This is a genomic window from Melittangium boletus DSM 14713 (assembly GCF_002305855.1).
Lineage (GTDB): Bacteria > Myxococcota > Myxococcia > Myxococcales > Myxococcaceae > Cystobacter > Cystobacter boletus.
Genome location: NZ_CP022163.1, coordinates 2,884,866 through 2,906,590 on the forward strand (window position 1 = coordinate 2,884,866; position 21,725 = coordinate 2,906,590).

The 21,725-nt window shown below is 70.0% G+C and carries 22 protein-coding genes; 14 read left to right on the top strand and 8 right to left on the bottom strand.

The window, feature by feature from the left end:
• Positions 1–5 precede the first annotated feature (5 nt).
• The 7 genes from tssE to nagZ all read left to right on the top strand — a co-directional run bounded on the left by tssE (position 6) and on the right by nagZ (position 8,451).
• Positions 6–497, top strand: coding sequence for a type VI secretion system baseplate subunit TssE (gene tssE, locus MEBOL_RS11960; protein WP_157774899.1), 492 nt, complete (start codon positions 6–8; stop codon positions 495–497).
• The gene (gene tssF / locus MEBOL_RS11965) at positions 478–2,301 is read left to right on the top strand and encodes a type VI secretion system baseplate subunit TssF (RefSeq protein ID WP_095977551.1); all 1,824 of its coding nucleotides are present in this window, start codon (positions 478–480) and stop codon (positions 2,299–2,301) included. The genes tssE and tssF overlap by 20 nt, the downstream gene beginning before the upstream one ends.
• Entirely contained in the window at positions 2,256–3,320 is a 1,065-nt protein-coding gene (gene tssG, locus MEBOL_RS11970) for a type VI secretion system baseplate subunit TssG (protein ID WP_095977552.1), read from the top strand. The genes tssF and tssG overlap by 46 nt, the downstream gene beginning before the upstream one ends.
• The gene (locus MEBOL_RS11975; RefSeq protein ID WP_095977553.1) at positions 3,317–5,245 is read left to right on the top strand and encodes a type VI secretion system Vgr family protein; all 1,929 of its coding nucleotides are present in this window, start codon (positions 3,317–3,319) and stop codon (positions 5,243–5,245) included. Before tssG ends, MEBOL_RS11975 begins: the two co-directional genes overlap by 4 nt.
• Before the next feature lie 16 nt (positions 5,246–5,261).
• Positions 5,262–5,798: a toxin-antitoxin system YwqK family antitoxin gene (locus tag MEBOL_RS11980; RefSeq protein ID WP_095977554.1), complete on the top strand. Its 537-nt coding sequence runs from the start codon at positions 5,262–5,264 to the stop codon at positions 5,796–5,798.
• A 143-nt stretch (positions 5,799–5,941) separates the two neighbouring features.
• Complete coding sequence (locus MEBOL_RS11985; protein ID WP_095977555.1) at positions 5,942–7,258, top strand: chitosanase; 1,317 nt, start codon at positions 5,942–5,944, stop codon at positions 7,256–7,258.
• Between the two features lie 83 nt (positions 7,259–7,341).
• Positions 7,342–8,451, top strand: a complete 1,110-nt coding sequence (nagZ, locus tag MEBOL_RS11990; protein WP_095977556.1) for a beta-N-acetylhexosaminidase — start codon at positions 7,342–7,344, stop codon at positions 8,449–8,451.
• Here the strand turns inward: nagZ and MEBOL_RS11995 are convergent.
• From MEBOL_RS11995 to MEBOL_RS12015, 5 genes are all read right to left on the bottom strand, one after another.
• Complete coding sequence (locus MEBOL_RS11995; protein WP_095977557.1) at positions 8,448–8,837, bottom strand: hypothetical protein; 390 nt, start codon at positions 8,835–8,837, stop codon at positions 8,448–8,450. The two genes, nagZ and MEBOL_RS11995, sit on opposite strands and share 4 nt — an antisense overlap.
• A 46-nt stretch (positions 8,838–8,883) precedes the next feature.
• A complete protein-coding gene (locus MEBOL_RS12000) occupies positions 8,884–9,330 on the bottom strand; it encodes a hypothetical protein (RefSeq protein WP_157774900.1) in 447 nt (148 codons plus the stop codon).
• Positions 9,331–9,510: 180 nt separating this feature from the next.
• On the bottom strand, positions 9,511–9,966 hold the full coding sequence (locus MEBOL_RS12005; RefSeq protein WP_095977559.1) for a hypothetical protein: 456 nt from the start codon (positions 9,964–9,966) through the stop codon (positions 9,511–9,513).
• Between the two features lie 120 nt (positions 9,967–10,086).
• A complete protein-coding gene (gene bcp, locus MEBOL_RS12010) occupies positions 10,087–10,620 on the bottom strand; it encodes a thioredoxin-dependent thiol peroxidase (protein ID WP_095982727.1) in 534 nt (177 codons plus the stop codon).
• 11 nt (positions 10,621–10,631) lie between these two features.
• A complete protein-coding gene (locus MEBOL_RS12015) occupies positions 10,632–10,973 on the bottom strand; it encodes a hypothetical protein (RefSeq protein ID WP_095977560.1) in 342 nt (113 codons plus the stop codon).
• Between the two features lie 53 nt (positions 10,974–11,026).
• On the opposite strand from MEBOL_RS12015, the gene MEBOL_RS12020 reads away from it, so the two are divergent.
• Positions 11,027–11,674: a hypothetical protein gene (locus MEBOL_RS12020; protein WP_095977561.1), complete on the top strand. Its 648-nt coding sequence runs from the start codon at positions 11,027–11,029 to the stop codon at positions 11,672–11,674.
• Here the strand turns inward: MEBOL_RS12020 and MEBOL_RS12025 are convergent.
• On the bottom strand, positions 11,671–13,017 hold the full coding sequence (locus MEBOL_RS12025) for a response regulator (protein ID WP_095977562.1): 1,347 nt from the start codon (positions 13,015–13,017) through the stop codon (positions 11,671–11,673). The two genes, MEBOL_RS12020 and MEBOL_RS12025, sit on opposite strands and share 4 nt — an antisense overlap.
• A gap of 113 nt (positions 13,018–13,130) precedes the next feature.
• Here MEBOL_RS12025 and MEBOL_RS12030 point away from each other — a divergent pair, with 113 nt between their 5' ends.
• Together MEBOL_RS12030 and MEBOL_RS12035 are read left to right on the top strand one after the other, a co-directional pair.
• Positions 13,131–13,481 (top strand): MXAN_6627.5 family MYXO-CTERM protein, encoded by a 351-nt coding sequence (locus tag MEBOL_RS12030; RefSeq protein WP_179956409.1) that lies wholly within the window; start codon positions 13,131–13,133, stop codon positions 13,479–13,481.
• Entirely contained in the window at positions 13,478–14,518 is a 1,041-nt protein-coding gene (locus MEBOL_RS12035) for a class I SAM-dependent methyltransferase (RefSeq protein ID WP_095977563.1), read from the top strand. The genes MEBOL_RS12030 and MEBOL_RS12035 overlap by 4 nt, the downstream gene beginning before the upstream one ends.
• Before the next feature lie 12 nt (positions 14,519–14,530).
• Here MEBOL_RS12035 and MEBOL_RS12040 read toward each other — a convergent pair whose 3' ends face one another.
• Together MEBOL_RS12040 and MEBOL_RS12045 are read right to left on the bottom strand one after the other, a co-directional pair.
• A complete protein-coding gene (locus tag MEBOL_RS12040; RefSeq protein WP_157774901.1) occupies positions 14,531–15,085 on the bottom strand; it encodes a hypothetical protein in 555 nt (184 codons plus the stop codon).
• Positions 15,086–15,283: 198 nt separating this feature from the next.
• Positions 15,284–16,198 carry a phosphotransferase gene (locus MEBOL_RS12045; protein ID WP_157774902.1) on the bottom strand — a complete coding sequence of 305 codons (915 nt, stop codon included), beginning with the start codon at positions 16,196–16,198 and terminating at the stop codon, positions 15,284–15,286.
• A gap of 141 nt (positions 16,199–16,339) precedes the next feature.
• On the opposite strand from MEBOL_RS12045, the gene MEBOL_RS12050 reads away from it, so the two are divergent.
• From MEBOL_RS12050 to MEBOL_RS12065, 4 genes are all read left to right on the top strand, one after another.
• The gene (locus MEBOL_RS12050) at positions 16,340–17,680 is read left to right on the top strand and encodes a UbiA family prenyltransferase (protein WP_095977566.1); all 1,341 of its coding nucleotides are present in this window, start codon (positions 16,340–16,342) and stop codon (positions 17,678–17,680) included.
• A 13-nt stretch (positions 17,681–17,693) separates the two neighbouring features.
• Positions 17,694–19,010 carry an FAD-binding oxidoreductase gene (locus tag MEBOL_RS12055; protein ID WP_095977567.1) on the top strand — a complete coding sequence of 439 codons (1,317 nt, stop codon included), beginning with the start codon at positions 17,694–17,696 and terminating at the stop codon, positions 19,008–19,010.
• A 13-nt stretch (positions 19,011–19,023) separates the two neighbouring features.
• A complete protein-coding gene (locus tag MEBOL_RS12060) occupies positions 19,024–19,761 on the top strand; it encodes an SDR family oxidoreductase (protein ID WP_095982729.1) in 738 nt (245 codons plus the stop codon).
• 145 nt (positions 19,762–19,906) lie between these two features.
• A complete protein-coding gene (locus MEBOL_RS12065) occupies positions 19,907–21,706 on the top strand; it encodes a methyl-accepting chemotaxis protein (protein ID WP_095977568.1) in 1,800 nt (599 codons plus the stop codon).
• The last annotated feature ends 19 nt before the right edge of the window (positions 21,707–21,725 follow it).

Here is a 21,725-nt window from a genome sequence, read left to right on the forward strand (position 1 = left end):
GACCCGTGTCTCCCAAGGACCCGGCCCTGGCGCCCTTGTTCGACCGGCTGGTCGAATGGAGGACCGAGGAGGGCGGCCCCCCCGCTCACCACCGGACGCTCGACGAGCGGGAGCTGCGCGACTCCATCCGGCACGAGGTGGCGCACGTGCTCGGCACCCGCTGCGCCCTCTCCCTGGCCGACGAGGCCCGGCTCACCCCGGTGGAGCGCTCGGCGGTGGACTACGGCCTGCCCGACGTGGGCCCCTTGAGTCTGGACTCGGCGGAGGGCGTCCGCCATCTGGAGCAGCTCATCGCCCGCGCGGTGGAGGCGTTCGAGCCCCGCCTGGAGCACATCCAGGTCACCGTCCAGACGCCTGGCGCGCAACGGGCACTCCCCGTGGCGGTGATCACCGCCCGGGTGGTGCGCCCCGGACACGCGGACACCCTGTCCTTTCCCCTCCAGCTCGACCGGAGCGGGCGACTCGTGGAGGTAGGTGATGAATTCCCAGAAGGATGAGCTGCTCAGGGCCTACCAGCGCGAGCTCACCTGGCTGCGCGGCGCGGGCGCCGAGTTCGCGGCCACCTATCCGCAGCAGGCCGAGCGTCTGAGGCTGGGGGCCCAGGAGACGGGAGACCCGCATGTGGAGCGGCTCATCGAGTCCTTCGCCTTCCTCACGGCGCGCGTGCAGCACACCTTCGACCGGGACCTGCCGGAGCTGACCACCAGCCTGCTGGGCCAGCTCGCCCCCCACCTCCTCCAGCCCCGGCCCTCGCTCTCCATCGCCTGCTTCGAGCCGGACCCGGGCACGAGCATTCCCCCCGAGGGCCACCTCATCGCGCGCGACACGCAGCTGCTCGCCGACCTGCGCACGGGCCAGACCTGCCGTTTTCGCACCCGCGCGCCGGTGCGGCTCTGGCCCCTGCGGGTGACCGAGGCGGAGCTGAGCTCGCCCCTCGCCTGGCCCTGGCTGCGCGGCGAGCGCGAGGTGGCCTCGGTGCTGCGGCTCAAGCTGGAGACCCAGGGCACGTCCTGGCCCGCGCTGGCGATCGAGCGGCTGCGCTTCTTCCTCGATGCGCCCGCCGAGGTGGCCTTCCGGCTGCACGAGCTCTTGCTGAGCGGCGTGCGCGGGCTCGCTTTCGTGCCCGACGGCGCCCCGTCCGCGTCCGCGCCCCGCATCTGGCCCGCCGCGCACCTGCGGGCCGTGGGCTTCGAGCCCGAGGAGGCGCTGCTCGACGCGCCCATGCAAACGCACCCCGGCTACCGCCTGCTGCAGGAGTACTTCGCCTTCCCCGAGAAGTTCCTCTTCCACGAGCTGGTGCTCGACCGCGCGAGCCTCCAGGCCTCGCGCGACACGCTCGAGGTGCTCGTGCTGCTGGACGTGCCCCCCGACGAGGAGCTGGCGCTCACGCCCGACGTCTTCCGGTTGGGCTGCGCGCCCATCATCAACCTGTTCTCCCAGCTCGCCGAGCCCCTGCGGTTGGATCAGCGGCGGACCGAGTACCCGGTGATTCCCGACGCCCGTCGGCCGGACGAGGTGCGGCTGCACTCGCTCGTGTCCGTCACCGCCTCCACGCCCGGCCAGGAGCGCACGCGGGTGGTCGAGCCGCTCTTCTCCTGGCGCCACGCGCCGGAGGACGCCGAGCCCCGGGCGTTCTGGTACACGCGCACCCAGCCCACCGGACTCGGGGCGGAGCGGGAATCCCAGACGCTGCTGTCCTTCGTGGACCTGGATCTCGACCCGCGGCTGCCCGCGGAGCAGACGCTCCTCGCGCACACGCTGTGCACCAACGGGCCCCTGCCCACGCAGCTCGCGCCCGGCGCCGCGCTGCGCCTGGAGGAGCACGCGCCGGTGGGCGCCATCCGCAGCCTGCGCCGTCCCACGCCGCCGCGCCCCGCCCCCGAGGAAGGGCCGTCGCTCTGGCGCCTCGTCTCCCTGCTCTCGCTCAACCACCTGTCGCTCGGCGGCGGGGAGCGAGCCCTGGAGTCGCTGCGGGAGCTGCTGCGGCTGCACGACGGCTCCGAGGCGAGCGTGGGCGAGCAGCGCATCCGGGGGATGACGCGGCTGGAGAGCCGGCCGGTGACGCGACCTCTCACGGGCGGCGACTGGCGGGGCTTCTGCCGGGGCCAGGAGCTCACCCTCACCTTCGACACGTCCCTGTACGAGGGGGGCAGCACGCTGCTGCTCGGCGCGGTGCTCAACCACTTCTTCGGGCTGTACGCCTCGGTGGATTCATTCACGCAGCTCGTGGTCAGGCGCGAGCAGAAGGAGGGCATATGGAAGCAATGGCCCCCGATGACCGGCGCCCAGCCCCTGCTCTAGCCGAGCGGCTGTTCGCCTCCGGCGAGCGGTTCGACTTCTTCCAGGCGGTGCGGCTCCTGCGTCTGCTGCGTCCGGGGCAGCCGCCCTCGGGCCGCGCCAGCTCGCCTTGGCAGGAGCCCGTGCGGCTGCGGGCGCGGGTGGACCTGGCCTTCGCGCCCAGCGACGTCGCCAGCGTGCGCCCCGCGCCCGAGCCCGGGGGCGTGCCGGAGCTGACAGTGGGGTTCTTCGGCGTCGGCGGCGCGCTCGGGCCCCTGCCCCGGCCCCACGCTCAGTGGGTGTGGGATCGCACGCGCGCGGGCGACACGGGCCCGAGGGACTTCCTCGACCTCTTCCACCACCGGCTGTTGTCCCTGCTGTACCGGGGCCGGCAGCTGCGCCGGGTGTGGCTGGAGGAAGGCGCGCCGGAGAGCTACGCCGTGGCGCGCTACCTGTACGCGCTGCTGGGCCTGGGCACGCGGGGGTTGAGCGGCCGGATGCGGGTGGAGGACCGGACGCTGTTGCGCTACGCGGGATTGCTCGTACGCCGGCCCGTGTCCGTGGGCGCGCTGGAGGCGATGCTCTCGGACTGGCTCGGGGTGCGAGTGCGTCCCCACCTGCCGCGCGGCGCCTGGCTGCCCCTGGATGCGGAGCAGTGGACGCGCCTGGGCCCGCGCGGACAGAACGCCCGGCTCGGTCAGGGCGCGGTGCTCGGCCGGCGCGCCTGGAACGCCCAGGCGGGCCTGGAGTTGGAGCTGGGCCCCCTCTCGTGGCACCGCTACCAGGAGCTATTGCCCGGAGGCCGGGCGCTGGACGGCATGCGCTCGCTCACCCGCTTCGCGCTGGGCACGAACCTGGACGTGGGCCTGGTGCTCGCGCCCCGGCTCGCGGACATCCCCCCCGCCGCCCTGAGCGCCCGCGACGGGCCGCGCCTGGGTTGGACCTCCTTCCTGCGCGCCCGGCCCCGCGGCGAGGGGACGCACCGCGTGGTGCTCGCGCCCCGCCACATGAACCTCCCCCCCGAGAAGGACACGCCGTCATGAGAAAGGGTTTCACCCAGGACACACGCTCGCTGTCGCTCACCACGCCGCTGGGCAAGGACGTCCTGATGCTCCAAGGCTTCCAGGGCGAGGAGGCCCTGTCGCGGCCCTTCCAGTTCTCCCTGACGATGCACTCGGCGCGCTCGGACGTGGACTTCTCGCGGCTGGTGGGCGAGGGCGTCGCGCTCTCGCTGGAGCTCGAGGGCGGCGGCGAGCGATACGTGCACGGCGTGGTGACGCGCATCGTGCAGGCCGGCACCTTCGCGGACTTCACCGAGTACGTGGCCGAGCTGCGCCCCTGGTTGTGGCTGCTCACCCTCGCCCACGACAGCCGCATCTTCCAGGACAAGACGGTGCCACAGATCCTCCGCCAGCTCTTCACCGAGCAGGGCTTCACCGACTTCCGGCTCGACCTGCGGGGCCGCTACGCCCCGCGCGAGTACTGCGTGCAGCACCAGGAGTCCACCTTCGACTTCGTGTCGCGGCTGATGGAGGACGAGGGCATCTTCTATTTCTTCGAGCACTCGCGCGAGCGGCACACGCTGGTGCTCGCGGACGACCCGGCCGCCCACCCCGCCTGTCCGGGCCCGGGCAAGGTGAAGGTGCCGGGGCGTGACCCCTCGGCGAGCACGAACGACGCGCTCACCGCCTGCACGCTGGAGCAGCGGGTGATCTCCGGCGGCCACGCGCTGGGGGACTACGACTTCGAGGCGCCCTCCACCCGGCTGCGCGCGGAGGTGAAGGGCAAGCGCGCGGGCCCGCGGCGCTACGAATACCCCGGGCGCTTCACCCGCCAGGCCGAGGGTGAGCGGCGCGGCCGGCTGCGGCTGGAGGCCGAGGAGGTCCAGGCCCGCGTCCTGCGCGGACAGGGGCGCGTGCGCTGGCTCGTTCCCGGTCACCGGCTGGGCGTGGAGGAGCACACGCGCGCGGACGCCAACGGGCCGTACGTGGTGCGCTGGGTGTCGCACTCGGCCTCGCTCGAGCACTATGCCAACAGCTTCGAGGCCTTCCCCCTGGCCACGCCCTTCCGTCCCCCCCGCCAGACACCGCGCCCCGTGGCCACGGGCGTGCAGAGCGCGCGCGTGGTGGGCGAGTCGGGCGGGGAGATCTCCACGGATCGCCACGGGCGGGTGAAGGTGCGCTTTCACTGGGACCGCGAGGACCAGCGCTCGTGTTGGATCCGCGTCGCCCAGGGCTGGGCCGGCAAGGGCTGGGGCCAGCTCTTCCTGCCGCACGTGGGCCAGGAGGTGCTCATCACCTTCCTGGATGGGGACCCGGACCGGCCCATCATCACGGGCTCCGTCTACAACGCCGAGCAGCAGGTGCCCTATCCGCTGCCCGCCCATCAGACCCGGAGCACCCTGCGCGGCATGACGCCCGCCAAGGGAGACCCCAACGAGCTGCGGCTGGAGGACAAGAAGGGCGCGGAGGAGTTGTACCTGCATGCCCACCGGGACATGAAGGTCAGCGTGGAGCACGACAGCGTGCGCGAGGTGCGTCACAACGACACCCTGGAGGTCCAGGAGGGCGACCGCACGGTGCGCGTCGCCCGGGGCAACGAGGTGCACGAGGTCCAGGGCAACTACACCCTCAAGGTCCAGGGCAACCTCACCCTCGACGTCCAGGGCGACCTCACCCTCAAGTCGGGCAGGAGCCAGTTGCACCAGGCGCGCATGTCCCTCACGGGCAAGGCCGGCATGGGCATCCTGCACCAGGCGGGGACCTCCCTGACGAGCATCGCGGGCATGAACCTCACCCAGCGGGCGGGACTCGTGCTGGAGAGTTCCGCGGGGTTGAGGCTGTACCAGAAGTCCGCCCTGCTCTTGCAGACCGATGCCCAGTTGATGATCGGCAACATCCAGCTCTTGCAGATGATGAAGGCCATGCCCCTGCTGCTCAAGGGCGCCTTCATCACCATGCCGCTGTGAGCGGACGGAGGAGCCCATGCCCACGGAGTACACCACCGAGGACGAACAAGGCCGGGTGCGCGAGCGCTGCTTCCTGGACGACGAGGGACGGCTGGACGGCGTGGCCACCACTTACGGCGAGCACGGCGAGGTGCTCCAGGAGTCGACCTGGCGCGCGGGCCAGCTGCACGGCCCCACGAGCCTCTACGATTCCACGAGCCGCCTGATTCAGCGGGTGCGCTTCCAGGACGGCCAGCTCGACGGCCCCGCGGAGTTCCACGACGCGCGGGAGCGGAGCAGCCTGGAGGTCGCCTTCCATCAGGGCCAACCCCACGGCGAACTCATCGCCCGCGAGGAGGGTCAGGTGCTCGTGAAGCAGAACCTGTCGCGCGGCCAACCCGATGGACCCATCGAACTGCACGAGCCGGGCAAGCCCACCCGGCGGCGGCTCTTCGACAAGGGCCGACCGGTCCGCGAACCCGAGCCCCTCCAGGCGCTCCCCCGGGTGGAACGCTCCCCCATGGAACCCTCCCATGACTGGCTCCAGAACTGGCTGGATCCAAAGGGCTCCTGAGCCCCGGACGTCCTTCCATCCTGAATCAATCATTTCAATAATTTCAAGTATTCCTTGATTGTCAGGTGTTCCCGGTTCAACCTGCACCGCGCGATCAGCCCCTCATGGTGAGGGGTCCGGTAAGGCACGAGCAGGAGTCCTGGATGAGCGAGCGTCGAGGCGAAGCGCGGCAAAGCGGCTGTCGGCAACTGGCGTGGGTGAGCCTGGCCGCCGCGCTCTCCGGTTGTGCGGGGGGAGTCGAGGGCATGGAGGAGTCCATGGGCGCGCTCCAGCAAGCGGCGACCTGCTCGTACTCCGTCACGACGAACACCTACGACGGTCCGGACTACTGGGGAACCCTCGTCTTCAAGAACACGGGCACGAGCGCCATGACGAGCCCCACGGTGGCCTTCACGGTCCCCAGCGGCGTGACGTGTGATCACGACGAGGCGGGCTGGAAGCACACGCAGAGCGGCACGACGTGTACGTACTCGCGCACGACCGGGCTGACGGTGAACGCGGGCGCCTCCTACACCTTCTATTACTCGACCACCTCCTCCGCGTCGTTCACCGCGGGCAACGTGCAGATCAGCGATCCGAGCTGCGGCGGTGGCACCACCGAGCCCCCGCCCTCGTCGGACATGACGGCCAACCAGCGCAAGGTGGCCGAGGCGATCACCAGCATCTGGGAGAACGACACGCCCACGCTCGCGTACGCGTACGCGGAGAACATCTGGGATGGCCGCGGGTACACGAACGGCCGCGCGGGCTTCTGCACCGGCACGGGCGACGCGATCATGGTCGTCGAGTGCTACAAGAACCTGCGCAGCGCGAGCAACGGCAACCTGCTGGCCAAGTACATGCCGGGCCTCACCACCATCAACAACCGCTTCCTGTCGACGGGGCAGAACCAGGCCTCCACGGCCGAACTCGACGCCCTCGGCAACTGGAAGAGCGACTGGGCCGCGAGCTACAACAACACCACCACCCGGGCGGACTTCAAGAGCTGCCAGGATCAGGTGGTCGAGCGGCTGTACTTCTCGCCCTCCATCAACGAAGCCAAGAAGTGGGGCCTCACCTCGGCGCTGTCCAAGGCGGCGTTCTACGACGCGTACATCAACCACGGCAGCCTGAGCACCTTCATCAAGGCGGCCAACACCGCCCTGGGCAACTCGGCCCAGACGGCGCCCGCGGTCGGCCGCAACGGCATCACCGAGAGCGCCTTCCTCCAGAAGTTCCTCGAGAAGCGCCGCGACGTGCTCTACAACGACTCGACGTGGCGCGAGGCCGTGGACCGCGTCGCCCTCTACGAGAAGCTGCGCCGCCAGGGCAACTGGGACCTGAACACCGCCGTGCGCAACGACGTGCGCGCCCGCGACTGCTGGGGCACCACCTACCCGGCGAGTGGCTACACGGTGCGGCAGATCAACCCGGACGGCACCTGGAGCACGCCGAGCTCCTACACGTATTCCTGTAACTGAGTGGACGAACAGGCGGGCGGGCATCCACCCCCGGCGCGCTCCGCCTCCCCACCGGGAGGCGGGCGTGAGAAGGTGGGCGGCCTATGAGCAATGCCCTCTACCGGGACTGCGCCCGACTCTTCATGGTGGGGTTTCCCGGCCCCCGCATCGACGATGACTTCGCCGCGCTGATGAAGGACGGCCTCTTTGGCGCCATCCTCTTCAAGCGCAACGTGGGGACGGCCCAGGAGACCGCCGCCCTGTGCCGGGAGATCAAGTCCCGCGCGGGCCGCCCCTTCATCCTCTCCGTGGACCAGGAGGGCGGCCGGGTGGCGCGGCTCCGGGGCGAGCCCTTCACCGCCCTGCCCTCGATGCGCGAGCTGGGGCTGAGCGGCGACGTGGCGCTCGCCGAGCGCGTGGGCCGGCTGCTGGCGCACGAGCTGCGCGCGGTGGGCTTCGACTGGGACTTCGCTCCCGTGCTCGACGTGGACACCAACCCCGCCAACCCCGTCATCGGGGACCGCGGCTTCAGCCGGGAGCCGGACGAGGTGGCGCGCCTGGGCGTGGCGCTGGCGCGCGGACTGGAGGCGGGCGGCGTGGCCTCGTGTGGCAAGCACTTCCCGGGACATGGCGACACCACCACGGACAGCCACCTGACCCTGCCACGGCTGCCGCATGATCTGGAGCGCCTGCACCGCGTGGAGCTGGTGCCCTTCCGCGCCTTCGCCCAGGCGGGGCTCGCGTCCCTGATGACGGCGCACGTGCTCTTCGACGCGTTGGATCCGAAGCTGCCCGCCACCATGAGCCACCGCGTGCTGCACGGCCTGCTGCGCGAGGAGCTGGGCTTCGATGGCGTGCTGGTGAGCGACGACCTGGAGATGAAAGCCATCGCGGAGCATTACTCGGTGGAGGAGGCCGCGGTGCAGGGCACGCTGGCCGGAGTGGACCTGTTCCTCGTCTGCCACAACGCGGACGTCCAGCGCCGGTCCATCGAGGCCCTGGTGCGCGCGGTCGAGTCCGGCCGCGTGCCCCGTGCACGCATCGACGAGGCCCACCGCCGCCTGGCCCGGCTCGAGGCCCGTTTCGCGCACGGACCCGAGGACCGGGTGGCCACGCTCGGAGACGCCGAACACCGGGCGCTCGCCGAGGGGCTGGCCAGCACCTTCAATGGGAAGGATCCCACCGAGGTGATGTTGGCCTCCCGGCCGCGCTAATCGCCCACGGGAGCGGGGACTCCCCCCGACGGCGTATGGGTCTCCTTCTGGGGCTCCTTGGGGGAGCCCGTGACGCCCTGGCCCTGGGTTCCCAGGCTCTTGCTGCCCTCGTTGCCCGAGCCGCCCGTGCCCGCGTCCGCGGCCACGTCCGAGCCCGAGATCGGGCCCGAGCCTCCCGTACCGGAGACATCACCGGAGCGTCCCGCTCCGGTCTGGGCATCGTTCGCGTTCGGAGGGTATTCCCCCACGGGACCGTATTTGCCCCCTCCCACCTGGACGCGCGGAATCTCGTCCTGGTCGCGCGAGTCGCTCTTGCATCCCGCGAACACCAGCGCGGCCGAAGCCAGCGCGCCCACGGCCCACACCTTGCGAATGTTTCCACGCATGTCGGTTCCTCCTCGACTCCGGGTCATCCAGCGGGTGCCGCTCCGGCTATTTCTTGAGCTCGTCACGCGGCTGCGTGTTGGCGGGCTCGGGGCGGCTGCCGGGAACGGATTGCGCCGCGGGCAGCTCGCTGGACGGAGCGATCACACTGCCCTCGGCGCCCAGGCTCTTGTAGGGCGTCATTCCAGGCGTCGGCGCGGGACCACTGCCGCCGTAGCCCAGGGTGCCCTGACGCTCGCGCAAGGCGCGCTCTCCCGCGTCCATGAGCAGGGAGCGATTGGCGGTGCCCTGCTTGTCGGGCGTGCGGGGATCGATGCTCGTGGGATTGTCCACGATGGTCCCGTTGTACAGGGGCATGTCCGGCCCCCGGGTGAAACCCTTGTGGTAGGTGCTGTTGCCAGCCTGCTGCGGCAGTTCGCTACACGCCGCGAGTCCACCCACCGCCGCGGCCAGCACTCCCCACGTCATCCACTTCCTCAAGCCACCGTGGCGCATCGTCGTCTCCCAGGTCTCGGGTTGATTCCGGACGAGAGGAGGCGGGCACGACAGGCACCGCTTCCCGGCTCGTCGTCTGTCTTCAGGGATGGGCACCGGTGGGCGTCCAAACCACCGGGTGGGTTGCCACCAGGGGCTCGAGCGTCCGGCCGCTCTCCAACGAGGGGGCCCGGAAGAAGTTCAGTTTCCGCTGTTGTGCGCGGGCAGGCTGCGAGGCGTGGAGAAGTTGCCCACGGGCCGCTCTTGCGGCTGATAGGGCGCGCTCGTGGGCGAAGACGAGGTGATGAGCCCCGAGCCCACCTCCACCGCGTAGAGGCCCTGGACCCAGACCCCCTTGGCATTGGCGCGTAAGGGCTTGCCCGTCCCCAGGTTGGGAGCCACGAGGGCCGCCATCTGGTCGGGGGGATAGGGTACGCGGAAGTCCTGCTTGAGCCAGAGCGCGTTGGCGCGGGAATCCGTCACCGCGCCCGAGCCCCCCATGGCGGAGCCTTCCGCCGGCGCCTGGGGCTGGTCGGGCAGGTAATCATCCTGGGGCATCATCGCCCATCGGCGTCCGAAGTCATCGCCACAGCCCGTGAGCAGTACCGCCCCGGCGATCACGCCGAGCCCCGCCAGCTTCCATCCCATCTTGCGCATATGGCCTCCCGGGTCATCCCGTGAAGACAGGGATGGGCATGCGCGGAGGCCACGGGTAGCGGCGGTCAGACGGGCGAGGGCCAACGCCCGTCTGGAGAGCGAGCCGCCATCACGGGAACATCACTCTTGGGACGCGCGCTTCTTCGCGGGGCTCTTGCGCGCGGGCTTGGGGGCGGGCGCTTCGGCTTCACCGCCCTGGAGGGCCTGGAGGATCTCGCTCACATGGCCCGCGACCTTCACCTTGGGCCACACGCGCACCACGTCGCCGCCGGGGCCGATGAGGAAGGTGGCGCGGGTCACGCCCAGGAACTTGCGGCCGTACAACGACTTCTCACCCCAGACGCCATAGGCCTCGCACACCCGGTGCTCTGGATCCGCGAGCAACGAGAAGGGCAGGGAGAACTTCGTGGCGAACTTCTGGTGGCTCTTGAGGTCGTCCGGAGACACGCCCAGCACCACGGCGCCGGCCGCCTGGAGCGCCGAGTGCTCATCCCGGAAATCACACGCCTCCTGCGTGCAGCCCGGGGTGTTGTCCTTGGGGTAGAAGTAGAGCACCACGTGCTGGCCCCGGAACTGGGCGAGCGTCACGTCGTGGCCGTGCTGATCCTGCAGGTGGAAGTCGGGAGCCGGGCTGTCGGGAGTGGGAAGGGCCATGGAGGGGAAGGTCACATCGGATGGCCATGCTCGTCCAGGGAAGGTGAGCCCCCGTCCGGCTCATTGGGACGGGACAGGGGCCGGCGCGGCAGCTTCGTGCCGTGGAGTTGCTTGAGGGCGGCGATCCGCTTGTCCGCCTCGGGGCGGGCCTTGGAATCACGGGGAACGGCCTCGAACTCGGCGATGACGGCGTCCCAACCCGGGTCCGAGGGGGGCACCCCGCGCTCGACCAGGGCCAGGTAGGACGCCTGGGCGCGGGCGAGCTGTTCGGGACCCGCGTCGCGCTGACAGGCGGCCCCCAGGAGCAGCAGCAGCGCGAGCAGGGGGAGACAGGGGCGAGGGATGTCGGACATGGACGAGCCTCCTTGCTGGCCTCGGGCGCGAAGGACGGATAGGGTGGACCCCCGTGCCGCCACTCTTCTTCGCATTCCTGTTCGGTCTCGGCCAGGGGCTGCTCCACGCGGTGGGGCCGGATCATTGTGCCGCCATGGCCACGCTTGGCACCCTGGGCCCGGCCCGGCGCCGAGCCACCCTGCTCGTGGCGCTGCGCTTCGCCATCGGCCACGCGGCGGTGCTCGCCAGCGTCGCCACCTTCTGCCTCATGACGGGCGTGGTCCTGTCGGAGACCTTCGAGCGGTGGGCGGAGATCTTCGGAGGCGCGGTGCTGGTGGCGATCGCCATCGCCGCCTTCCTGTCGCCCAACGTGCTGCGCCACGGCCATCCGCACCTGCCAGGCCACACGCAGGAGCCGCACTCGCACCGGCATGAGCGGGTGACGACGGCGGCGGGCGCGCTCATGGCCTTCAGTGGCGTGCGCGCGCTGCTGCTCGCCCTGCCCCCGCTGCTCGTGGGCGGCAGCCTGCGGACGTCCGGGTGGACGTACCTGCCGGGCTTCGCGCTCGGCATCCTCGTGGGCATGGGCGCGGTGGGGCTCGTGTTCGCCGAGGGCCTGGAGCGCATGGGCTCGCGCGTGGCCGAGCGGCTGCAGCGCTTCGTGGCCGCGGGCTCCGCGGCGCTCGGCCTGTTCTGGATCGTCAGCCGGCTCTCGGGTTAGTCGCGCCGCTCCAGGATGCCCAGGGCCAGGAGCGACACGAGGAAGCCCTGGACGATGTGCTCCGGGCGCTGGGCCATGGCGAGCAGCTCCCCCACCGTGCGATTGCCATCCACCTTGGGCAGCAGCTCCGCCTCCCACTTCTCCAGCTGCACCTCGTTGAGCGGATAGGCCGGGGCCCCGGCGGGGAACAGCCGCTCCTCGGGCCGCACCATGGTGCGCAGACGCTCCGGCTTGTAGAGCTTCTTGATGCCCCGGATGATGAGGTTGCCCGGGTGCACGTCCAGCTTGATGGACTCGGTGGTGGCCTTCTCCTTGAAGCTCATCACGTAGCTGCCGTCCTCCCACGCGAAGAGCGAGTAGATGATGGCCTTCACCTGCTGGCCCACGTAGTACATGCGCTCGGAGTCCTTGAGCAGGCCGCGCTCCACCAGCACATCCCCCGTGCGCCGCCCGCTCGCCGCCGCCGCGGCCGCGACCTCCTCGAGCTGCGCCGGGGAAATCTTCCCCACGCGCACCAGGAACGGTCCGAAGCGGTCCGCCATCAGGTTGGACAGGGCGAAGACGGGGGTGCCGCGCTCGAAGTAGACGACCTTCTTCACCTGACCGCGCTGCACGCCCAGTTCGCCCGTCTCCTTCGCCAGGTAGAAGGCGGTGATGAGGGCGGGCAGGTTGTCCTGGAGCGCGCCCCGGCGGTTGCCCGCGGGCCTGGCCACGCCCGGAACCGGTGGCGCGGCGACTCGCGGCGCGGCGACAGGCGAGGGAGGAGGCGGCGGCACGGGCGGAGCCGTGGGCGGCTTGGGCATCGGCGCGGCCGTGAGGTTGGCCCCGCGGATCTCCGTGGTGAGGTTGTCGCCCGTCACCTTGATGTAGCCCGTGAGCTCCAGCGGATCCTCGAAGCCCTCCTCGTCGACGTCGATGTCGAGCTCCACGTCGTCGAAGGAGCCCGTGCGGGGCACGGCCGCCGCGGCGTCCTGATCGCCGGGCAGGAGCTTGCGCACCGCGTCCAGCAGCAGCGTGGCGTCGAAGGGCTTCTCGAAATAGCCCGCGACCGCGTACTTCTGCCGGGCGTCCACGGCGTGCTTGCCGCCCTTGAAGACTCCGGTGATGAAGATGAGGGGGAGCTCGGGCTGGGTCTTGCGCAGCGTGTCCGCCAGCTGGTGACCCATCATGTCGGGCAGCAGCAGATCGATCACCGCGAGCGCGGGCGGGTGGTTTCGCGCGGATTCGATCGCGTGCGAACCCCGGCCCGAACCCGACGCCTCATACCCCGCGTCTTCGAGGATTTGCACGAGCAGCGAGAGGAGTTCCGGGTTGTCATCGACGACGAGGATTCGGGGGGCCATCGGACGTACACCCTAGTCACAAGCCCGGTGCCCGTGAAGTGATTGTCTCCCCAATGATGCATCCCGCTGACTGGACGGCTAGGTTGGAGGCCGCTGGAGCCCCGAAAGCCCCCATGAAGCACACCCCCTTCTCCCGCCGTCTCTTGCCTTGCCTCGCACTCGCCCTGTGCCTGCTCGCCCCCCGTGTGGGCCGGGCCCAGGATGGAGGCACCTTCCCACCTGACGCATCGGTGGGCGGCGAGGTGCCCGAGCTCCCGGAGGACGAGGACAACGTGGGGCGTCCCGGAGGCTCCTGCCGCAGCACCTCGGACTGCACGACGCGCTTCAGTTGCTCGCAAGGCACCTGCCGCTACACGGGCATTCGCGAGGCGGAGCGCGTGGGGTGCCTGTTCGGCCCAGCGGACACCCTGGCCCTGGTGGGCATGGGCCTGGTCGTGGCGCGTCGGCGCCGGGAGGAAGAATGAGGCTGGGGCTCAAGGCGGACAACCTGCTGGAGCGTTTCGCGGACTGGCTCAACCTGGCGCCCCAACCCCTGGCCCACGCCTTCTTCGGGATGATGGCGTCGCGCACGCTGATGGCGGGCGAGCGGCTGGGGATATTCGCGGCGCTCGCGGACGGCTCGGCGACGGTGGAGGAGCTGGCGGCGCGGTTGTCCCTGGCGCCCGAGGGCACGCGCGCGCTGATGGAGGCCCTGGAGGCGTGCGAGGCGGTGGAGCGCAAGAAGGGCCGCTTCCGGATGGCGGACCGGGCCCGGCGCTGGTTGGATCCGCGCTCCTCCCAGTACGTGGGCGGCTTCCTCGACTTCAACTACACGCAGTGGGAGTGGTGGAGCCAGTTGGAGCAGGCCGTGCGCTCGGGCGAGGCGGTGGACATCCACCAGTTCGATCCCGAGGATCCGCGCTGGCGCTCCTACATCCTCGCCATGTTCCAGATGGCGAGGCTGAGCGCGCCCGAGGTGGCCCGGGCGATTCCGCTCCCCCGGGGCGCGCGCGAGGTGTTGGACCTGGGAGGCGCGCACGGCTGGTTCGCCGCGGAGCTGTGCCGCCGCAACCGGGGGCTGCACGCCACGGTGCTGGATCTGGAGGGGAGCGTGCGGGTGGGGCGGGAGATCATCGCCCAGGCGGGGCTGGCGCATCAGGTGACGCATCGGGCGGGGGACATCCTCACCTCGGAGCTGGGAGGCCCCTACGACGCGGTGCTGTTGTTCCAGGTGGTGCACCACCTGTCGCCCGCGCAGAACGTGGCCATCCTGCGCCGGGCCCGGGCGGCGCTCACACCCAAGGGGACGCTCGCGGTGCTGGAGTACCTGCGCGAGGACGAGGAGAAGCCACCGAGCGCCGCGCCGCTCATCGGCCTGCACTACTACCTGACGTCGAAGGCGTCGGCGTACACACCCGCGGCGATGGAGGGCTTCCTGGAAGACGCGGGCTTCCGCATCGAGAGCGCGAAGCCCATGCGCCACGTGCCGCTGCAGACGCTCATCATCGCCCGGCCGGATTGACGCGCGCCCTCCTCAGGGGCCCGGCACACCACCATCGAGCGGGGATGAAGGCCTGGCGCTCCGCTCGGCGCGAACATGCAATCGTCCCGGCACGCTTCCGTTCTCCGCCCTGAGCTGGAGTTCGGCTTCGAAGCATTCCGGCGGCTGCTTTCCCGTGAGGTGTTCATCGAACAAGGAGAAGTGCACGTCGGTGCCGTACCAATAGCCGGGGGTCAGCGTCAGCAGTTCGTCTCGCCGGGGAGGTTCGGGAAAAGAGTCCACCTCGAGGAAGTCGATCGGCTGGTGCGCGACACAATCCACGATGGACTTCAGCTCAACCGACACATTTTCCACGAGCCGTTTGTCGAGGGTCAATGAGCCCTCCTTGACGCCCACGAGCAAACGCCCCGACAGGCTCTCACCATCGAATTCCATGTTCTGCAATTCCAGCACCGCGCGAGCGGATGAATTCCCTTCGGGAGAAACGGCTCCATCACCATCCGCTTGACGAAAGAACGGGAAGAGCGTGCACGCCGAGAGGGAAAACAGAAGCACGACCGAGCCCAAACTCAAACGAGTCACTTGCATTGCAGACTCCCCTTCTCGCCGGGGACATTCCCACCCTCGCCGTGACTCCATCTCAGAACACGGGGAGCGGCACAACCCACGAACGAGAGACTTCCAGTCCAGACGAGCCACAGCGCGGTCAGAGCCCGGCCCGCTCTCCGCGGCTCCTGAACCGCCATGGATGCTTTCCTTTTGTCGATTACTCGTCCGTGAGAATGCTTACGCGAGACCGTAGCGGAGCGCGTCCTCCCCCACCTGGGTGATGGCGGCATCGCCCTCGCTCCGTCCGTAGAGCAGCAGCGTGACGCCATAGAGCAAGGCCCGGAAGCGCGCCCGATCCCAGGTCGCGTCATCGATCGAGCCATAGGCCTCGCGGAACACACCGCGCGCCTCGGGAGGCAGGAAACTGAAGACAATCATCAAATCAACGGCGGGATCTCCCAGGTGGATGTCTCCCCAGTCGAGCACCCCCGTCAGCGTGTGGGTCTCATCGACGAGCAGGTGCCTCGCGTAGAGATCCCCATGAGCCCAACGGGCTCGCCCCGTCCACGGAGGCGTATCCACCAGACCCGAGACCCAGGCTCGCACCGCGGCGGCCCCCACGTTCGGAACGAGGGCCTCCAGCCGCTCGAGCCGTTCGAGGAGCACGGGCATCCGCTCGCGAAGGTTCGCGCGGCCGGCCTCGTCCATGGGGCCTTGAGCCAGGTCCTCATCCCCCACAGGCGCCCCATGCAAGGCCGCCAGGAACCGTCCGAGCGGCGCGGCCGCGCGCAACCGCTGCTCGTCCGTCCACGTCACGGCGCACGCGGTGACGCCGGGCAATCGCGCGTAGCCCGCGAACGGATAGGGGTAGTTCCCCGCAGGAGGGCCGTGCCAGACCGGCTCGGGGATGCGCAGCGGCAGGTGCGGCGCCAGCCGAGGGAGGATACGCACCTCGTTGTCCATCAGGCTCGCGGCGACCCGCCGGCGGGGAAAGCGGAACACCCACTGCCCGTTCACCGTGTACGCGGTGTTGTCCCAGCCCGACCCCAGCAACTCCATCCGTACCGGGGCCAGCTCCGGGTAACGCCCCTCCACGAGACGAGCGGCGTCCTCCTCGGTCAGTTCGACATCTGCATCCCACACCCGCGACATGTGCATCCTCCCAAACCCCCATCATAGAGGAGCGCCGTGTCCGCCCGCTTCCCAACCGAACATCCGGGGTTCCAGTCCATGAGGAGGGCGAATGCGGCACTCCCCTTTTCCTGGCTGCGCTACCCTCCGAGGTGTCCCACCATGGCCACCCCGGCATTGAACCCACCTCCGACGCCCGACGTCTCCCCGCTCACCGTCGAACTGGAAGGTGTTCTCGCGCGCACGAACACGCTCCATGAAGGGCTCGTGCGGCTGCTGAAACGCCGGCCCCACCTGCTTCCCGCCGCCGTGGGTTGGAGCCTCAAGGGCCCGGCCTTCCTGCGCGCACAGGTGGCACGGCACGTGGATCTGGACGTGGCGCGGCTGCCCTACGACGAGGCGCTGGTTTCCCGACTCACCGAGGAGAAGTCCCGTGGCCGCCGCATCGTGCTGGCGACGGTCGCGGACCGGCGCGTGGCCGAGGCGGTGGCCGCGCACCTGGGGTTCTTCGATCAGGTTCTCGCGAGCGATGGCGAGCGGGCGATGACCGGCCCCCACCGCACGGCCCGGCTGCGCGAGACGCTGGGCGAGCCCCACGAGGAGGCGCGCCCCCTGCACGCGGCCCGGCCCCTGCCGCGCACCCTGCTCAAGGCCCTGCGCGTGCACCAATGGGCCAAGAACGTGCTCGTCTTCGTGCCGCTCATGGCCGCGCACAAGCTGACCCATGTGCCGCTGCTCATCCAGGCATTGCTGGGCTTCATCGCGTTCAGCCTGTGCGCCTCGAGCGTCTACGTCCTCAACGATCTGCTGGACCTGGACTCGGACCGCAAACATCCGAGCAAGCGGCGGCGGCCCTTCGCCTCGGGAGACCTGCCCATCCGCGCGGGGCCCTGGCTGGGAATGGGCCTGCTCGGAGCGGGCGCGGCGGTGGCGATGCTGCTGCCTCGTGAATTCCTCGCCCTGCTCGCCACCTACTACACCATCACCCTCGCCTACTCGTTCTACCTCAAGCAGGTGGTGATGATGGACGTGCTGGTGCTCGCGGGGTTGTACACGGTGCGCATCTTCGGCGGCGCGCTCGCGGTGGGAGTGCCCACGTCGAGCTGGCTGCTCACCTTCTCCATGTTCATCTTCCTGTCGCTCGCGCTCGTCAAGCGGCTGAGCGAGGTGCGGCGGCTGCGCCTGGCGAACGAGTCGGCGGCGCCCGGGCGAGGGTACGTGGCGGGAGACTACGAGCAGCTGTCCGCGTCGGGCGTGGCGAGCGGCTATCTGGCCGTATTGGTGCTCGCGCTCTACATCACCAGCAAGGAAGTCACGGTGCTCTACAGCCACCCCGAGCGCCTGTGGCTGCTCTGTCCGGTGATGTTGTACTGGGTGGGGCGGGTGTGGCTGCTCGCGCACCGGGGCGAGGTGAACGAGGATCCGCTCGTGTTCGCGCTCAAGGACAAGGTGAGCTACGCGGTGGGAGCCATCGCCGCGGGCATCCTGCTGCTCGCAGCGTGAGGGAGGACGAGGCATGAAGACGGAGCGGACATCCTGGGGACGCTACCCGCGCGTGAAGGCGCAGCCGGTGCATCCCGTGTCGTGGACGAGCGAGCCGCTGCCGGTCCCCCCAGCCGGTGGCACGCTGCTGCCCCACGGCCAGGGCCGCAGCTATGGCGACTCGTGCCTCAATGAGGGCGGCACGCTGCTGACCACGGAGCGGTTGGACCACTTCCTCGGCTTCGATCCGGCCACGGGCGTGCTGCGCTGCGAGTCCGGCGTCACGCTGGACACCATCGTCCGGCTGGTGGCGCCCCAGGGCTGGTTCCCGCCGGTGACCCCGGGCACGAAGTTCGTGACCGTGGGCGGCGCCATCGCCAATGACGTGCATGGCAAGAACCACGTGCGCGAGGGCACCTTCGGCCGGCACCTGCGCCGCTTCGAGCTGGTGCGCTCGGACTGCTCGCGGCGGGAGTGCTCGCCCACGGAGAATCGCGACTGGTTCGAGGCCACCATTGGCGGACTCGGGCTCACGGGCCTCATCACCTGGGCGGAGCTGCAACTGCGGCGCGTGAGCAACCCGTACATCCTCCAGGAAACGATCCCCTTCGAGAACCTGGAGGGCTTCCTCTCGATCCTCGAGGAGTCCGAGCGGGACTTCGAGTTCAACGTGGCCTGGGTGGACAGCCTCGCGCGCGGCAGGCATCTCGGCCGGGGCCTGTTCTACCGGGGCGACTACGCGCCGCCGCAGTTCGACGCGGTCCCCCGCGCCCGCGCGATTCCCTCGGGGCTCGGGGTGCCCTTCGACTTCCCAGGCTTCGCCCTCAACCGCGTGTCGGTGGCGGCCTTCAACGCGCTCCAGTACCGCATGCGGCCGCAAGGGCTCGTGCACTACGAGCCGTTCTTCTACCCCCTGGACGCCGTGCACGGCTGGAACCGCATCTATGGGCGCCAGGGCTTCCTGCAGTTCCAGTGCGGCGTGCCCATGAGCCACGCGGGCGTGGACGCGCTGCGGGAAATCCTCGATCGCAGCGCGCACAGCGGCATGCCCTCCTTCCTCACGGTCCTCAAGGTGTACGGAGACGTGCCCTCTCCGGGGTGGATGAGCTTTCCCAAGCGGGGCTTCTCGCTCGCGCTGGACTTCGCCAACCGGGGCGAGCGCACGTACCGCCTCGTGGATGAACTGGATGCCGTCACCCGCCGGGCGGGCGGCCGGGTGTATCCCGCGAAGGACTCGCGGATGAGCCCGGAGAGCTTCCGGGCGTACTACCCGGAGCACGAGCGCTTCGCCCGGTACGTGGACCCGGCATTCTCCTCATCCTTCTGGCGCCGGGTGAACGGCGCGGGATAGATACCGCTCCATGATGAAGAAGGTCCTCGTCCTTGGCGCCACGAGCGCCATCGCCCAGGCCACGGTGCGGCTGCTGGCTGCCCGGGGGGCCGCGTTGTACCTGGTGGGCCGCAACCCCGAGCGGCTCCAGGCCGTGGCCCAGGATGCCCGGACGCGAGGCGCCGCCCGCGTGGAGACCGAGGCCCTGGACCTGGACGACCTCGCCCGGCACGAGGCGCTGGTGACGCGCGCCGAGGAAGCGCTCGGCGGGCTGGATGGCGCGCTGCTCGCGCACGGGATTCTCGGCGACCAGGCCCAGGCCCAGGGCTCGTACGCGGAGACGGAGAAGGTGCTGCACACCAACTTCCTGAGCGCGGTGTCGCTGCTCACGCCCCTGGCCAACCGCTTCGAGTCCCAGAAGGCCGGCACGCTCGTGGTCATCTCCTCGGTGGCGGGAGATCGCGGGCGGCAGAGCAACTACGTCTATGGCGCGTCCAAGGGCGCGCTGAACGTGTTCCTCCAGGGCCTGCGCAACCGCCTGGCGCGCTCCGGCGTGGCGGTGGTGACGGTGAAGCCGGGCTTCGTGGACACACCGATGACGGCCGCCATGAAGAAGAACCCCCTGTTCGCCTCGCCCGAGGCGGTGGCGCGGGGAATCGTCCGGGCGGTGGAGACGCGCCAGGACGAGGTGTATCTGCCCGACTTCTGGCGCCCCATCATGTTCCTCATCCGCGGAATCCCCGAGCGCGTCTTCAAGCGTCTCAAGTTGTGACGGAACGGGAGCCGACTCCCACTCCCGGTGAAACCCCTCAGGTCCGCGTCAGTCACGGGGCATCAAAGGTGATAGCGTCCCCCTGGGCGATGTGGCCTGTCTCCGGCGGCCACGACCTCAGCGTCGCCCCGCTCCAGGCCCGAACATGGCGTCATCCCCCCCGCAGAGCAACAACCCGCAGTCCCTGGCAGGAAGCATCGACGCGCGCTTGCGCCTGTGTGCGATGCCTCCGGCGCCCTTCGTCTGCTACATGCTCGGCATGGTGTTGGGACTGAGGGGCGAGGAGGCCACTCAATCCGTCCTCTGGTTCGCGCTGCCGACGATCCTCATCTTCGGCGTGGCGTACCCGCCCCTGCTCATCCGGTACCTGTGCCGGCAGACGATGCGGAGCGAGCCGGGAGAGCCCGCGGGCATGCGCCTGGGACGCATGCTGCAGATGCCCTGGCGCATCGCCTTCTACGTGATGGCGGGCTCCTACACCTTCGGCGCGTGCTTCTTCTGCAGCATGGTGTGCCTCAAGTTCGACAAGAGCCCCTGGCTGGTGCTGGGCGGCAGTGCCATCGGGTTGTCCGTGGGGCTGCTGATCGCGTTCCCCGCGGGGATGATCATCGAACGGCTGGCCCTGCCGGCCGCGATCGAGGAGCAGGCGCGCCAGCCCCACCTGCACGTGGTGGGGGGTGGCTTCTTCTGGATGCGCCAGTCCTGGTTCCTGCCCTACGCCTTCGCCGTGTGCGTGCTGTCGCTCATCGTCCTGGGCGGCCTCACCGTGGCGGTGCAGACGGGCAACGTGCAGAGCCGCTACATCGAGGCCCTGCAGGTCTCGGGACAGCACGAGGCGGCCTACATGCTCGAGGGCCTGGGCACCTCGCTCCTGTCCGAGCTGAGCTTCCCGGTGGCCGTGCTCGCCGTCATGCTGCTCGCCCTCGCCACGCTGTCCGCGTGGATGCTCGCGCGCCGGCAGGAGCGTGGCTCGCTCGCGGTGTTGCAGGCCATCGAGGGGCTGTCCGTGGGCCGGGTGCGCACGCCCCAGTGGGTGTCCACCGACGAGGTGGGGGACCTGGCCTTCGGGCTCAACGCCGTGGTGCTGCAGCTCAGCGCCCTGCCCCGCGCGCTCCAGCAGTCCGCCGCGCAGCTCGGCGAGGCGGGCGCCACCCTGCGCCACGCCAACGAGGCCCAGCGCCAGGCGCTCACCACCCAGGCCACCGCCATCCAGGAAACCAACGTCACGGCGCAGGAAATCAAGCAGACGTCGGACCTCACCGCCCACCGCGCCGAGGCGGTGCTCAACGTGGTGCGCCACGCCGAGGAGCTCAGCCGCGCCGGCACCCTCGCCATCGAGCAGACCATCGAGGGCTTCAGCGCCATCCGCGACTCGGTGTTCGCCATCCGCGGCAAGATGGAGCGCCTGCAGGCGAGCGCCGTGCAGATCGGCGAAATCACCCAAACGGTGAAGGACCTGGCCGACCAGTCCAACATGCTCGCGCTCAACGCCGCCATCGAGGCGGTGCGCTCGGGCGAGCACGGCAAGGGCTTTGGCGTGGTGGCGCGGGAGATCCGCATCCTCGCGGATCAGTCCATCCGCTCCACCAGTCGCATCAGTTCCATCCTGGACGAAGTAGGCAACGCCATTGGTGACGCCGTCGCCATGACGGACGTGAGCACCGCCCAGGTCGAGGGCGGGCTGGACAAGGTGAAGACCTCCGGCGACAGCCTGCGCCAGCTGTCCCTCATGGTGAACGACAGCTCCGAGGCCGTCACGCAGATCACCGCCGCCGTGAGTCAGCAGAACGCCGGCTTCGCCCAGATCTTCAACGCCGTCGCCGACCTGTCACGCAGCATGGACCAATCCCTGGACCGCCTCGAATCCACTCAGGAGGCCGCCGAGATGCTCCAAAAAGTATCCCATCAGGTCAGCCGTGTAGCAGAGCAGTACCATGTTGAATAAAGTGCCCCGGAGTTCGTCA